At 40.3% G+C, this 15,363-nt stretch carries 13 protein-coding genes; 5 read left to right on the top strand and 8 right to left on the bottom strand.

The genetic code is table 11. The features are described from left to right. Positions 1–20: 20 nt before the first annotated feature. The 3 genes from CQA40_RS02320 to cysK all read left to right on the top strand — a co-directional run bounded on the left by CQA40_RS02320 (position 21) and on the right by cysK (position 3,471). The gene (locus CQA40_RS02320) at positions 21–1,733 is read left to right on the top strand and encodes a sensor histidine kinase (protein ID WP_115519358.1); all 1,713 of its coding nucleotides are present in this window, start codon (positions 21–23) and stop codon (positions 1,731–1,733) included. A 9-nt stretch (positions 1,734–1,742) separates the two neighbouring features. Further along, positions 1,743–2,393, top strand: coding sequence for a response regulator (locus tag CQA40_RS02315; RefSeq protein ID WP_115519357.1), 651 nt, complete (start codon positions 1,743–1,745; stop codon positions 2,391–2,393). A 172-nt stretch (positions 2,394–2,565) separates the two neighbouring features. Next, on the top strand, positions 2,566–3,471 hold the full coding sequence (gene cysK / locus CQA40_RS02310; RefSeq protein WP_115519356.1) for a cysteine synthase A: 906 nt from the start codon (positions 2,566–2,568) through the stop codon (positions 3,469–3,471). A gap of 333 nt (positions 3,472–3,804) precedes the next feature. Here the strand turns inward: cysK and CQA40_RS02305 are convergent, their stop codons facing one another. The 5 genes from CQA40_RS02305 to CQA40_RS02285 form a co-directional block, all read right to left on the bottom strand. Next, entirely contained in the window at positions 3,805–6,699 is a 2,895-nt protein-coding gene (locus tag CQA40_RS02305; RefSeq protein WP_115519355.1) for a hypothetical protein, read from the bottom strand. A 66-nt stretch (positions 6,700–6,765) separates the two neighbouring features. Further along, a complete protein-coding gene (locus CQA40_RS02300; protein WP_023927427.1) occupies positions 6,766–7,893 on the bottom strand; it encodes a TrkA family potassium uptake protein in 1,128 nt (375 codons plus the stop codon). A 270-nt stretch (positions 7,894–8,163) separates the two neighbouring features. Further along, positions 8,164–8,355: a 50S ribosomal protein L28 gene (gene rpmB, locus CQA40_RS02295; RefSeq protein ID WP_023927428.1), complete on the bottom strand. Its 192-nt coding sequence runs from the start codon at positions 8,353–8,355 to the stop codon at positions 8,164–8,166. Positions 8,356–8,515: 160 nt separating this feature from the next. Then, positions 8,516–9,358 (bottom strand): hypothetical protein, encoded by an 843-nt coding sequence (locus CQA40_RS02290; protein WP_115519354.1) that lies wholly within the window; start codon positions 9,356–9,358, stop codon positions 8,516–8,518. Between the two features lie 33 nt (positions 9,359–9,391). Beyond that, a complete protein-coding gene (locus CQA40_RS02285; RefSeq protein ID WP_115519353.1) occupies positions 9,392–10,339 on the bottom strand; it encodes an outer membrane beta-barrel protein in 948 nt (315 codons plus the stop codon). 669 nt (positions 10,340–11,008) lie between these two features. Here CQA40_RS02285 and fliR point away from each other — a divergent pair. Further along, positions 11,009–11,785 (top strand): flagellar biosynthetic protein FliR, encoded by a 777-nt coding sequence (gene fliR, locus CQA40_RS02280; protein ID WP_023927431.1) that lies wholly within the window; start codon positions 11,009–11,011, stop codon positions 11,783–11,785. A 7-nt stretch (positions 11,786–11,792) separates the two neighbouring features. On the opposite strand, the gene CQA40_RS11530 is transcribed toward fliR, so the two are convergent. From CQA40_RS11530 to CQA40_RS02270, 3 genes are read right to left on the bottom strand one after another with little or no spacing between them, the layout of a single operon-like run. Next, positions 11,793–11,918, bottom strand: a complete 126-nt coding sequence (locus tag CQA40_RS11530; RefSeq protein WP_258864431.1) for a hypothetical protein — start codon at positions 11,916–11,918, stop codon at positions 11,793–11,795. 41 nt (positions 11,919–11,959) lie between these two features. Then, entirely contained in the window at positions 11,960–13,282 is a 1,323-nt protein-coding gene (gene miaB, locus CQA40_RS02275; RefSeq protein WP_115519352.1) for a tRNA (N6-isopentenyl adenosine(37)-C2)-methylthiotransferase MiaB, read from the bottom strand. 60 nt (positions 13,283–13,342) lie between these two features. Beyond that, positions 13,343–13,615: an HP0268 family nuclease gene (locus tag CQA40_RS02270; RefSeq protein ID WP_023927433.1), complete on the bottom strand. Its 273-nt coding sequence runs from the start codon at positions 13,613–13,615 to the stop codon at positions 13,343–13,345. 217 nt (positions 13,616–13,832) lie between these two features. On the opposite strand from CQA40_RS02270, the gene nusA reads away from it, so the two are divergent. After that, positions 13,833–15,194 (top strand): transcription termination factor NusA, encoded by a 1,362-nt coding sequence (gene nusA, locus CQA40_RS02265; protein WP_115519351.1) that lies wholly within the window; start codon positions 13,833–13,835, stop codon positions 15,192–15,194. Positions 15,195–15,363: the final 169 nt, after the last annotated feature.

Genomic DNA, 15,363 nt, shown 5'->3' with positions numbered 1-15,363 from the left:
AATCTAAGGAAACACAATCTATGTTAAGCATTAGGCTTCCATTTTTTGTTAACACACTAGAGCGACAAACAAAGATTTTGCTACTTCTTATTGCGTTTGGTTTTTTGCTTGTATCTATCACGGGCTTGTTAGCACTTAGTGGGCTAAAATATGAGTATGACGCAAGTATAGGCTTTCGCGTGCACAAATCAAAATCCCTCCAAAATATCCAAAAATTCTACACTTCCTTGCCAGCTTATAATTCGCCAGCTTATAACCCCCTATCCCAAAATCAATTAGCCCAAAAAGAGCTAGAATCCAAATACCAATCCTTGCTAAAAGAATGGCAAGACTATGAGGAGGACACTGAGCAAAAAGTGATTTTGCACTCGCTAAAAATGCTTTATCAAAATCTATTTTTTGCCAAATCCATTGCCCAAGTGAGAGAAAAAATCGCTCAAAAAGACGCGCTTAAAAATGAGCTATCCACCCTCATAGAGCAGACAAAGGACATAATCGCCAAGCAAGATTATGCAAAGCAAGATTTTGCTAAACGAGATTCTAAAGATTTTGACAAGCACGCCACACAGCTACTTTATCACAGCATAGAAGTCAGCAACAAAATCAATGATATTTTTGAGAAAAATATCGAAATCTTTAGCCTACAAGATAGCATAACGGATTCTATGTATGCCAATACGATGATATTTTTGCTTGGGTTTATGATTTTTGTGAGTGTGGTTACGCTGTATTCTTCAAGCGTGTTTGTGGGATTTATGCGTGGCAAAAATGCTAGGCTAGAAAAAATCATTTTGCAAAAAACAAATGAGCTAAAAAAAACTAACCAAAATCTACAAAAAACTATCACCGAGCAAATTGAGCAATCACGCAAGAAAGACCAGATAATGTATCAGCAAGCCCGCCTTGCTTCTATGGGGGAGATGATACAAAATATCGCACACCAATGGCGACAGCCACTAAACTCACTCATCATTCTTATCCAAAATTTTAAGCTCAAATACGACAATGGCACGCTTAGCAAAGATATAGTACAAGCACAAACACAAGATGCCCTAAGGATTGCAAACAATATGTCAGACACCATAGAGAATTTTCGCAACTTTTTTCAGCCTCATATCAAAAAAAAGAATTTTTTTATTTGTGCGAGTATCAAGGATTCTATCGCGCTAATCAAGCCTACTTTGGAGCAAAACAATATCCAAGTGTTTTTTGAATATGAGGAAGATATTGAGATTTTTGGGTATGAAAATGCCTTTAGTCAAATCGTGCTAAATATCATCAAAAACGCCCAAGACGCACTCACGCAATGCGCACTTGATTTTAAGCAAGATTCTATGCACGATTTAGCCCAAGATTCTAGCGATTTTGACGCACAAAGTGGGATTATCCAAATCACTCTTTCGCGCAACTCTCATTGCGTGCTAACTCAAAGCACTCAAGCAAGCAAAACAGCTGATTGCGCTCAAATCTGCATAATGGATAATGGAGGTGGAATCAAAATTCCACAAATTGATAAAATATTTGAGCCATATTTCACCACCAAGCACAAATCCATAGGCACGGGCATAGGACTATATATGGCAAAGCAAATTATCGAAAAGCAAATGGGTGGCTGCATAGAGGTGGCAAACAGCGCGTGGGTGGCAAAAGAACTCAATAAAGAATGCTACGGAGCGAAATTTATGATAAGATTTCCATTGAATTTCAACAAAAACAGCACCATAAATGACTAAGGGGATAAAATGAAAGACTTAAAGGAGCTAAAAAACCTCACTCTACTTTATGTAGAGGATAATGAAGAAGTAGCAAGAGTTACCACAATGGTGCTAGAGGAATATATAGAGCGGGTTTTGGTGGTAAAAAACGGCATAGAAGCCTTGCAGATTTTCAACACCTATCAAGTCGATTTAATCCTAAGTGATATTTTGATGCCAAAAATGAATGGTATTGAGTTTGCTCGCAAAGTGCGCGAGGGTAAGCACAATGCCCAATGCCCTATCATCTTTACCACTGCGCACACAGAGGTAAACTATCTACTTGATGCCATTAGCTTAAGCGTAGATGGCTATGTGCTAAAGCCTATCAACATTACCGAGCTACTTCATACGATGCTTAAAGCTATATTGCCAAAAATCCAAGCCAAAGAAATAGAATCCAAAAATATGCTTTTAAGCGCGATAAATACTTTTGTAGGTGGCAAAAAAATCGAAATCATTCGCTTCTTGTTAGAGCATTGTGATGAAGAGGGGATTTTCTATGGAAGCTATGAGTATATCATAGAGGAGCTAAATGTAAGCAAGCCTACAATCGTAAAGACATTTCATCAGCTTATGGAAGTGGGCTTGCTTGTCAAAATACGCAACAAAGTCTATAAAATCTGCCTAGATAAATAGTGTAAAATGGCGATAAAGTAGTGGCAAAATCGCGCAAAAAGCGCAAAAATAAAGCAAAATCAAAAGTGGCAAAAAGCAGATTTGGCAAGATATATTAGGATTTCTGTGATACACTTAGCGCGACTTTGGCAAATCTATACAAGCCAGAGAACAAACACACAAAGGAGACATAATGAAAGTCTATGAAAATATCACCGACATCATCGGTAAAACACCAATCATCAGTCTAAAGCAAATCGCGCCAAACCTTTATGGCAAGTGCGAATTTCTTAATCCCAGCCATTCTGTCAAGGATAGAGCGGCGTATGCGATGATAGATGAGGCACTAAAAAGTGGCAAAATCAATTCTAGCACCACCATTGTAGAATGCACAAGTGGAAATATGGGAATCTCTTTGGCGATGATTTGCGCGAGCTTAGGGCTAAAAATAATTCTAACAATGCCAGAATCTATGAGTATTGAGCGTAGAAAAATGGTGCAGCTCTTTGGTGCGAAGCTCGAGCTTACCCCAGCTAGCGAGGGAATGAAAGGTGCGCTTAATAAGGCAAATGAGATTTTGGCAAATACGCCAAACTCCTTTATGCCAAGCCAATTTAGCAACCTTGCCAACAAAGAAATGCACAAAAGAACTACCGCAGTAGAGATTTGGGATAGCTTTGGGGCGGATTTGGACTACTTTGTAGCGGGCTTTGGCACAGGCGGGACGATAAGTGGCGTGGGCGAAGTGCTCAAAGAAAAAAATCCAAGCGTAAAAATCATAGGTGTAGAGCCAGCTGCCTCACCACTGCTTAGCAAGGGACAAGCAGGCGGGCATAAGATTCAAGGCATTGGGGCGAACTTTATCCCAGAAATTTTAAATCGTAGCGTTATTGATGAAATAATGTGCGTAGAAAATGATGATGCTATCGCTATGGCGCAAAAGCTCGGCAAAATCGGCATAATGGTCGGAATTTCCAGCGGTGCAAATGTGAGTGCAGCACTCCAAATCGCAAGAGCACACAGCGATAAAACTATCCTTACCGTGCTTAATGACACTGCGGAAAGATACCTAAGCACAGATTTGTTTAATACACTTTAATTTTACTCAAGAAGTTGCCAAGCCTTGATTTTAGGGCTTGGCTTTGATTGTGCTTGTCGCCAAAAAGTATTACTGCAAAACTTGCGGAATTTATCTTATTTTACACACAGGATTATAAAACTTCCAAAATCACGCATTGACACGCACATAAAGAGGGCAAAATCTTAGAATCTCTATTCTTTCCCATTTTGATTACATTACGACAACATTTTGACACACTCATTATTTATGTGGCAATACTACGATAAACACATTCTTTACAATCGCTTTTGACAACCACATTTCAATCTGCGCTTGAAATCTATTATAGGAAATCCACTTGCCAAAAAAACCTCACTTAGATTTTTTAGGATTCTTTTTTGTATCTTTTTTGTTAGATTTTGCTTTTGACTCTGCTTTGGCTTTTTTCTTGGCTTCTTTTTTCATCTCTTTTTTTGCCTTAGCATCTTTTTTGGATTCTTTTTTCACTTCTTTTTTAGGCTCTTTAGGCTTTTTCTCTTTTTTGGTGCTTTTTGGTTTTTTGCTCTTTATGCTTGGCGTAGCCCCTGCCTTGCTACCAAACCAATAGGCATATTTGAGATTCAAAGTAGTGGTTATACCATTAAACCTATCCTCCGCACCCTTATCAAATTTGTTTGCATAAAAAAGCCCATCATAGCCCAAACTTAGTTCGTGATTTTTCTTTATTAGCCAGATAAAATCAAGTGCTAGATTCCCATACCCGATAGGCAAATTTATAATTCCATTATCATCAAAAGCCCCGATACTAAAGCGCGCTCTTTGCGTGCTAAATATATTGTATCTCACACCTGCTTTGACGCTCGTGCGAAACACCTCTCCCCACATTTTATAGTAGCGCACGCTAAAAGAGGCTTGTGGCAAATGCCAAGAAATAGCGTTGTGTAGCTCATCTGCACCGATTTGCACAGGCTTTTTCATTGCCATATCTATGCTTGAGAGCAAATCATAGCTAACCCCGATTTCAGGGGCTACATAGCTATTGTATTTGTATTGATAAAATGTAATCCCCGTGCGCATTTCTGCACCCACACTCCACATAAGTGGCACTTTAGAAGCACTTGAAGCAGAGGTTAGCTTCACACTTTGCCCAGCTACTTGCATAGAAAATTGTGGGAAATCAACCCCGCCACGAATATTGCCTTTGATAAATCCCTCCCAAGCCCTTTTGCGAAATGCAAATGACTTAAAGTAGTGCATTCCTGCTTGCAAGGCGTTTGTTTGGATTTTTGTATCTGCTCCAAGTAGCTTGGTGCTAGTATTTACAAACTCATAGCCCACATAGCCACCGATGATTCCCGCTGCTCTTAGATTTTTTTGCAAGCCTACAAGCGTGCCTCCTACCCACTCTACTGCGTTAGAGCTACCCATATCCGCATACGAGTGCGCACTATAAGGCAGCACAAACACTCGATTATCCCTCCTGCCATTATATGGGATAAACATCGCATCTAGCTGGTCGATAAGCTCAAAATTATTATATTTTTTTAGATTTTGTGCCCTGCTTTGCTCCAAAGTCAGCTTTGCGACTTTTTGGCGCACTTTGTCGATAGAATCTTGGTTTTTTGAGCGCGTTAGCTTAGAAAACCTTTTGCTAGAATTTGTAAGCCTGCCCATATCCTCTTTTAGTTCTTTTAGCTGTGCTTCTTGCTCATAGTATCTATCGCTATGAAATGTCTTTGTCGTCATTGTATCAAGGATATTTTGCGTCATCACGCTTCTACGCATATAGCTTAGGGCAAGTGCGCGATACACGCTAGAGCCTTGAGAAGTGCTGACATCTGCTTGGAGAAAAAATCCATCTGAGCCTTTTGTAAGCCTTACGCCTTGCCCCGCTGTGATATGAGTGCCATTGATGCCTGTTAGTTTATCATCACCATCACCTTTAAGTATGAGGTTTTCATACCTGTATTCTACGCCTTTTTGCGCTCCTTGCCCAATGTTTATTATGATACTTTGTGGCTTGACATTATGGGTAGTGAGAGAACCCGCGATAAAAGAGAGATGTTGTTCTCTTGTTGTTGGGTTGCCTTTGGGGTTATTCCAAACAGCCCCACTACTATTGATATTTAGGCTAATCCCATCTAGCTCAAGTCGCTCTACTTTTATACCAATGTTGTTGCTACCTAGCAGGGCATTGCCCACGCCTTGCTCTATGCCATTTATAGTAGTCCTCTCACCTAGTCGCAGGGTTTTTATAGTTGTTGTTGTGGTGCTACTACCAGACTCAAGTCGCCCCAAATACGCACCAGAGCCAAAAACACTAAGTGTTTCCATATTTCCTGTGAGGATAAGCCTACCCACAACAGCACCTGCTCCTACTTCCACAGAGAGAGTTATGGGAGCATCTGCCCCAGACTTTTCATTGCGAAAATCAAACCAAGTGTTTGGTGCGCTGACATTGAGAAATCTTACATTATGTCGCCTATCAGTCGAGTCATTCTCATTCTTTTTGAAATAAGCTATTATGCGAGATGGGCTTACTATGTAGGAGTATGTGTTTGCATTGCCTATGTGGTAGTTTGTCGTGCGATATTGTGTTGTTTGTGTTATGGTGGTTAAAAATGCTTTACCTGACAAATCGCTACCTGTAAATCCCGAAGTTATTGCGCCCTCACACCTTACATCTCGGGTAGAGCTAGCATCATTTTCTACAAAAGTGCAAATAGCCATAGCAGTATTTGTGCAAATCCCACTAGCTAAGCCTATCCCAAGCAATGATTTTGCTAGCTTGCGCGTAAGTAGGATAAAAGCTGATTGGCTTATTTTGTTGTTATATTGATGTTTTGCACAAACCGACAAAGCGAGAGCACTTGGCTTTCTTAAAGCCACTTTCCTTAAAGCGAGTGCGTTTGCTTTTCTTAAAGCCCCCTCCCGCAGCACGAGTGGGGTTTGGGGGTGGGTATCTTTTACGCTAGTAAAAACGCGGGAAAATTCGTCATTACTAAAGAAACTACGGCTTCGCCTTGTTTTGCGAGCAAATGCGCTAGCATTTGCGTGGCAATCTATGTATTTTCTTTTTGACTTATGGATTGCTACGCAAGTCTTTTTGCTTGCTCGCAATGACGGAATGGTGTATTCGCTAGCAGTTGCCGACTTTGCTTGAGTTTTGGAGTGAGAATTTACCCACCCCCTAGCCCCCTCCGCAAGGGAGGGGGAACTAAGTATTAGTCGTGAACTACTCTCTCTCTCTCTCTCTCGTTTTGACATTATGACACCTTTTTGGCAGACTTTTTTGCATTTGCTACAACCCCTTTAAAAAGATAAAACCCAAAATCAAATAAAATCAAGTTCCTTTGGCTTCTTGCTTTGCATTATGACTTTTCGTATCTCACTAATCGCACTTGGCGTGCCTATCATTAGGAGTTTGCACTCACTTGTGATTACCACATCTGCATCGGGCATAGTGAAGTATTTGCCGTCTTTTTGTGTGATACCTACGATAAAGACTTTTGCGATTTCGTTGAAATGCCCATCCTTTAGTTTGCGAAGCACGAGCCAACTATATCGTGGCACAAACACTTCTTCTAAGTCAAGCCCTGTGTTGTTTTTGTAAGCAAATCTCTCAAGTAGATTTTGCATATCTGGGCGCAAAACCATAGCACTGATTCGCTGTGCCATAAGCTTGGGCGCAGAGATGACAATATCAGAGCCTAGTTTTTGGAGTTTGCCTTGCTGCTCCTCGCTGTGTGCGCTAGAGATGATATAAAGTGGCTTTCTATTTAGCTCTTGGGCAAATAGCTTAGATGATACGATGAGGGCGATATTATCAGAGAGATTTTTTGAGAATGTAACGATACCTCGCGCGGCAGATAGGTGGGTTTTTAGCATTGAAGTGGTTGATTGGGGGTCGCCTACGATATAGTATGGGTATCGATGAGAGATAGCCTCCTCCTCGAAGTTATCGCTATTATCCACCACGACAAATGGTATATGCGCTTCTCTAAATTGCTTGCTAAGCTCGATTGTGTATTCGTTGTGATAGCACACTACATAATGATTGCGCAATCTAGCGATATTATTTATCATTTTTCTCTCCTTTAGTATTCTAGTTAGCGTGCCTGCATTGACAATCCCTACGATAAAAGCCACGCTAAAAGTGATAATCCCCGCACCACACAGCATCAAAAACGCCGTAAAAAGTATTGCTAGTGGCGTGAAATTGCGCTCATTTAGCGCGCCAAATCCTGTGTTGGTAAAAGTGTAGGAAGATTGGAAAAATGCTTGCACGATTGAATAATCCTCGAGCAAAAAATACCCAATCGTCCCCACAAGGATAAACACCTGAATCAGCACAAGAGGTAAGCGAAAGGCTTTAAACTGCTCATATAGCTGTGGGGATAAATCTATATCTGGTTTATTGGAGTTGCCCCATTTGATGAATTTTTTGATTTTGCTAAGCAAGCTAAATCCTCGCTTTAATTTGACTTATGGATTTTGATGATTTTATAGATTTTGCTTATTTTGCTTGATATTTTGGACTTATATGACGAAGTGTAGATAAAGTTTATGTATTTTAAGGATTTTTAAGAATTTTGATTTTTTGCTTAGATTTTTTAGCTTGGACTTTTTATGCGGTTTAGACTTCGCTTGGCTTAGACTTCACTTAAAAGCCTAGAATCTAAAATGACTTATTTAGATTCTAGGATTAGATTCTAAGCAAGGATTTTTGCTTTAGCTATTGTGTTTTTTCATCGTTCGCAGTGTGGAGGCAGCGACTTTCACTCGCACACTTGTGCCATCTTCTAGCTTTATGCGGATACTTCGCAAGTTTGGCAAGCTACGCTTTTTTGTTTTGTTGTTTGCGTGGCTTACATTGTTTCCTACCATTGGTCCTTTGCCTGTGAAAAAGCATTTTCGTGCCATTTTCTATCCTTTGTTTGAATTTGCCTTTATTTGAATCTGCTTAAAAACAATCGCTTAAAACTTTTAAGCGCAAATAAAGGCGAATTTTAACAAAATTTTCTTGCAATCAAGCTTAAAACCTCACAAAATCCCTGCAAATATTTATACCAAAAGTATCGCCCTAAAATCCAAAGCCTATTTCAAGCATTGCCAAAATATTATTGCTCGCAGGGTATTGCACATTTACGATAGCTCCCGTTTGTCCTGCACCTGAAGTGTGTAGCAGTAGTTCGCTTTGCCCGATATAGCTATATCTGCCACTTACCTTTATGAAAAACAAAGCCCTATCGATTATGGGCATAGAGATTCCTATGCTTCCATTTAGCCCATATCCACTATCTTTGATTTCTGCGCGGTTGGCATAGGTTTGAGAGATATTGTAGTAGGAGTCAAATATCCACTTCGCGCCAAAAGCGTATTCTAGTGAAACTTTGCCTAGAGGGAATTTACCATCGATTTCTGCACCGATTCCACGCGTCTGAAGTTTGAATCCATTGCCTTGCTCATAGTCTCTTCTATACTTTTCTGCCTCATACAAAAGGTTTATAAAAAATGGCATTCTCTGATTTGCCACATTAAACCCAGCTTTGATTGGCAAAATATAAAACAAATCCTCCATTTTGCTGCCATATAGTCTAAACGCACTTCCGCTAAGGTTAGAATCCCCAAGCCCGATTTTGACATCAGTAAGCACTTGTAGCCGCTCTTTGTCATCAGTGATTCTAGCATACGCCCCCACTAGCCAGCCATAGCTTGTGATTTTGGCATTAGTGCCACTATCAAGTCCATACCACCCTCCAGCACTTGCGCGGATATTTAGGCAGAGATATTCATTGCAGATTCCAAAGGCATTGCTTGATATAGCACAAGTAAGCGTGCATATCGCTAGCAGTCTGCTTAAGAATGACTTTCGTCCAAAGCCTTGCACGCTAGAATCCTTGCTAATAGATTTTGTTGTTTGCATTGTTTGCTCCTTAATTTTCATAGTCTTTACGCGCTATCGTCTATATGCAGAGGTAGTTCTAGGGTTGCCACTTCTAGCATTATTGCCACTTCTTGTGGGGGTGCCACCTCTTGCATTGCTTGCTCCCCTTGCGTTGCTTCCACCTCTTGTGTTTGCTTGGCTTCTATTTTGAGTTGATGGCTTAGCGGTGGATTTTGCACCTCCCTTGCTAGTGCTTTTTGTGCTTGCAGGGGTTGATTGAGAGCTACTTCCTTTGCTTGTGTTTATGCTAAGCGTATAGCGGAAATACACCGCGTAGTTTGAGGTTGTGCTATGACGATAGCTCACAACCATTCCTAGTGTTTCTTGACTTCTTTGATACAAAATATGCTCAAAAAACGGCAAACTTACACCTACTTCTATGCCATTGTATTTCAAATAGTGTATGCGCATACCTAGATTTGCCCCCACATCTAGGTGGGTTTTTGCGATTGTTTGAGTGCCTTGTCGAGTAGCATTTAGTCTCCATTGCTCTTCTAGCTCGTTTATCCGAGCAGAATCATAAGTCTTGCCACCTATATAAAATCCCGCATAAAATCCCGCATCCACACTTGGCTTAGACACGGCGTTTAGTAGCACATCAAAGCTTCCACCATAAGCCATAACGCTAATATCTTGCTTTTGCTGCATATCATCGACAAAGCGTAGATTTGTATAAGTGAAATACCCGCCCAAGCGGAATCCAAACTTATCGCTGAAAAAATGCTTATAGCCAAGTATTCCGCCGTATTGCATATCGCTTACATTCTTATCGCTTGGATATTGAGCGAGTCCGTTTGTGCGGGTTTGCACTTTGTACACCAAGTCGCCATAGCCCACTTGCAGTCCTGCAAACACCCCGCTTACTTCGGCATTTGCGACACTGCACGCACCTGCAAGAAGTGCAGTGGCTAGATATTTGCCTATTTTTGTGCCTATCGTTTTGTTTATAGTCTTTCTCATAGAGATAGAGTCCTTTCGTATTTGGATAAACAACGATTATGGCAGAATCCACCTCACACACTTGTGCATAATCTCGCATATATTTTGATTTATATACAAGATTTTGCGCAAGATTTTGTGCTAAATCAGCACACAACTTGACTTGGCATACATTTGACGCATTTATGCGCAAATTTTACGCGCAAAATCTAACCAAATCTAGCAAAATCAAATTTATAGATTTTGGTGTGAAATCTTAAGGTTTTATCCTATTATCTTGCCATTAACTCGTTATTTTGATAGGCATTGTAACGCGTTTTTTTTTTTTTGTATGCAAAAAGCGTATTTTTTGAGTATTTTCCCCTGTAATTGTTACTATTGGTTACTTTTTGCACGAAAATTTTGAAAAATTTTTGCAAAAAATCCTAAAAATAAATAGTTTTTAAACACAATTTTGCGTAAAAAATCACAAAAATCATCAAAAATAAAAGGCATATACATTCATATTTTTTAAGATTTTTTTAATATAATGTCGCTTTGATATTTTTATAAACTTTAGCGAGTTTAGAAAATCACAGAGATTGCTTAAAAATTTGCCAATTTTTTAAGCAAAAAATCACTTCAGCAAAAGCACTTTTTAGCAAAATGATTTTGCTACCCCACACCCACCACACCTAAAGGCGCGTAAAAATGGAATTTTTATCTTATCTAACCGATGGGAATGTAACGACATTTTTTTTGCTTTTGTTGCGCTTTAGCGCGATTTTGGCGTTTTTCCCGTTTTTTGATTCCCAGCTTGTGCCTGTGAGTGTGCGCGGTGCGTTGGCGTTTTTTCTCACTATCGTGTTTTTGCCTTTGGCGCATTCTCCTGCTGTGATTACCAATCTGCCTGATTTGCTATATGCGGCGTTTATGGAAGTCGCACTAGGGTTTATGGCGTCTTTGCTACTTCAAGTGGTGTTTAGCTCGCTTGCCATAGCAGGTGATACGATAAGTTTCTCTATGGGTATGACTATGGCAAGTGCCTATGACCCAAGCAGTGGCAACACCCGCCCAATCATCGCTCAAGTCCTCATCATAAGCGCACTTGTGCTAGCCCTCGTGCTAAATTTTCATCATCTAGTCTTGCAATTTATCGCATATAGCCTTAAGATTTTGCCACTAGGAGAGGTGGCTTTCTCGCCAAATGTCATAAACTACATTATCCGCGCATTTGGTGGAATGTTTGCGCTAGGGTTTGCTATGGCTTTCCCTGTGCTAGGCATTATTTTGCTATCTGATATTGTCTTTGGTATGATTATGAAAACCCACTCACAATTTAATCTTTTTTCCTTTGGATTCCCTATCAAAATCGGCATAGCACTTTGTGTGATAATCCTCATAGTCCCCGGGATTTTGTATCATTTCAAAACCGATTTATACGAAGCCTTTAAGGCAATGTCGATTATTTTTGACTTGGATAGATAGTTTTATGTTAGGTAGTTTGGGGTTGCAAAATATTTGCCAAAATCTGCCCAAAATCCACTGCAATGAGTGCAAACAGCGATTTTACATTCCTAGTTAATTTTATCTGTGGCGAAATGTGGCAAGAAATTATCATAGACAACATCTAAAATATAGCATTTAGGAAAATATAAGATTCTAGCTCAAAACCTCGCCATATAGGCTTCCACCCTCATTGTGGCTTACTCGCACTCGTGCAAAATCCCCGATATTTAGCTTCACTCCTTGAATGTGTAGCAAGCGATTATTATCGCTTCTACCCTCGCTAAAGATTTGCTTTTCATCTGCATAAGTATTCTCAATAAGCACCTCATAGACTTTGCCTATCTCGCCTTGTGCGATTTCGCGCAAAATCTCTCTATGTCGGTTTTGCAATGCGCTTAATCTCTCTTGGGCTACTTGCTTTGGGATAGCATCTGCTTCCCCCCAAGAGTGCGCTAGTGTGTGCGGACGAGGCGAGTAGATAAAGCTATACATCGTATCAAATCGCACACTCTCTAGCACTTCTAGCGTCTCTTTGAAGTCCCTCTCACTCTCACTGGGAAAGCCCACGATAATATCCGTGCTAATGGTTAGCTCTGGCATAAGTGAGCGCATTTTTAGCGCACGCTTGATATACCACTCCTTTGTATAGCCTCGTTTCATTTTTTTTAGAATCGCACTAGAGCCACTCTGAAGCGGGATATGGATAGATTTGCAGACTTTTTTGTTTGCTGCAAACTCTTCTATAAACTCATCATCAAAATGCAGTGGGTGAGGCGAAGTAAAACGAATGCGCTCTATGCCATTTACTTCGCTTAGCAGTCGCAAGAGTTTGGGGAAATTTATGTCTTTATATTTGGATTCTAGCTCGGTAGAAAATCTAACCCCATAGTTATTGACATTTTGCCCAAGTAGCAAAATCTCTTTGACACCATTTTGGGCTAGCTTGTTTGCTTCATTTAGTAGCAAATCTGGCGGGATAGAAATCTCTTTGCCCCTAGTGTGTGGGACTATACAGTAGGCACAGGACTTATCACAACCGATAGAGATATTTAGCAATGCTTTGATTTTGCTTTGTCGCACACTTTCAAACGCATACAAACTATCATCATAATCAAGTGCGACTTCTACGGCTTTGTCTTGGTGGATAACCTGCGTGATTTTAGAGATATTTCGCGCTCCTAGCACGAAATTTACACTCGGGGCTTTTTTTATGATTTCTTTGCCTAGATGACTTGCGGTGCAGCCACAGATACCGATTTTGGCATTTGGCTTTTTGATTTGGGTGTATTGCCCGATTTCAGAAAACAGCCTGCGCTCGGGCTTTTCGCGCACCGAGCAGGTGTTTATCAAAATCAAATCCGCTTCTTTTGGCTCATCTGTGAGTGTGTAGCCCTCTTTTGATTCTAGCTCGGCTATGATATGCTCGCTATCGCGTTCATTCATCGCACAACCAAGCGTTTGGATAAAAAGTTTCATTGCAAAATCTAATTAAAGTCTAAAATTCATTGTTTTAGCGCACAAGTGCACTTCCAAAACCTAAATAATGCGAAATTCATAAATCATATCCGCGCTATCTAGTCCGTATCGCACTTCTCCCATATAGACGGTTTTGCCTTTTGCTTCTATGAGTGCTTTTGCTTTTTTTAGGTCTTTGTCCTTACAGCTTCTATCGAAGTATAAAATCTGCATACCCTCTTTTGATTCCACTTCATTTGCCAAATCTTCTATGACAATGCTAGTTGTTTGAGGTTTTGCCTGTCCTTTTGCCAAAGTCTGTCCTAAGTCCATTGATGCGAGTTTTAGCTCCATTTTTTCTCCTTAACGCGTTTTGTTTTCGCGCTTAAATTTTCGCGTTATTGTAACGAATTTGCCTTAAATTTTTGTTATAATCACGGAATTTGCAAAAGTTTTTGCTATGTTTTGATACTTGGATTTTTTAGGGATTTTATCCAAACTATTTCAAACAACGCGTAAAATCTAACAATTATCACAATCCACCACAACACAAGCTAAAAGGACTTACAAAATGGAAAAGATTTTAGACATTATTGAGCTTCTTGCGCACGAGAGGGGACTAGAGCCAGCGGCTGTCTCTCAAGTAGTCAAAGAAACGATTATAAAAACAGCAAAAAAACAATTTGGCGAGGAGCTAAACTATATCATTGAGGAGGACGAAAAAGAGCGCGATTTTAGGCTTATCCACGCTGTGATTGTGTGCGCTGATGATGATGAGAGGGCTAGCAAGGATTCCCAAAACTTTATTAGGATTTCAGAGGCAAAAAAAAGCGCACCAGATATAAGCCTAAATGACGAAATCCACTACGAAATAAGCCTAGAAAATATGAGTAGAAACGCAGTAAATGCGCTTTTTTCAGACCTTGGATACAATATCCAAAAAACTATCGACAATCAGCTATACACCACGCTAAAAGCGATGCAGGGCAAAATAGTCAGCGGACAAGTCATCGCCATAGATGATGCCCAAAACACGCACATAGAGATAAAAGAATCTGCTAGCGAAGTTCGCGCCATACTTCCGCTAAAAAACCGCATAAAAGGCGAAAAGTTTAAAATAAATGACACGGTAAGCGGGATTTTGCGTAGTGTGAAGTTTCAAAAAGACGGCGTGAGGCTAGAGATTTCGCGCACCACACCTAGAATGCTAGAAGCCCTCCTAGAAAACGAAGTCCCAGAAATCAAAGACGGCGAAGTGCTAATCCACAAAAGTGCTAGGATCCCGGGTGAAAGGGCAAAAGTAGCACTCTATACTGCCAATCCTAGAATCGACCCCATAGGTGCGACTGTGGGGACAAAGGGCGTGCGTATAAACGCGGTAAGTAGGGAGCTAAATGGCGAAAATATCGATTGTATCGAATACAGCGAAGTGGCTGAAATGTTTATCGCTAGGGCATTATCCCCTGCGCAGATTTTGGGGGTAAAAATAGAAAAAACCCAAGACATACAACAAGAATCACAAAATGAAGCGCAAGAATCTAGCGATTCTAGGCAAAGTAGCAAAAATGACAAAAAAAGCCCAAAAGCAAAAGTCCTAATCGCCACCGACCAAAAAAGCAAAGCTATCGGCAGAAGTGGGATAAATATCCGTCTAGCGTGTATGCTTACAGGCTATGACATAGAGCTAGAGGAAGTAGGCAAAGAAGCACCAAAAGAAGCCACACAAGAAGAATTGCAAGAATCTAGTCAATCTAGCGAGCTAATAGATTCTGCGGATTTGACAAAAGAGGAGCTAGAATCTAGCTTGGAATCCAGCACACAAGACACAAAACCAAAAGAGCAAGCAAAAGAATCTCAAGCAAGTGATTCTAGTGAATCTAGCGATTCTCAAAAAGTCGGCAAAGACGCCCTAGAATCCCTATTTAAGCAGTAGTTTTACGCGCAAATTTTAAGCGCATTTTTGCTATTTTAATCATTTGAGGGTTTTTATTATTTGGCATAGATGAAGTCTTTTGTGCCTTGCGCAACTTCGTGCCTTGCACAATTTTTGTATACTGCAATTTTTGTTTTGCACAATTTTTGCGCTTCTAAAATCACAAAAG

Source organism: Helicobacter sp. MIT 01-3238 (assembly GCF_003364135.1).
Classification (GTDB): domain Bacteria; phylum Campylobacterota; class Campylobacteria; order Campylobacterales; family Helicobacteraceae; genus Helicobacter_B.
Note: the sequence above shows the minus strand (reverse complement) of the source record. Positions and strands in the feature narration are given on the sequence as shown.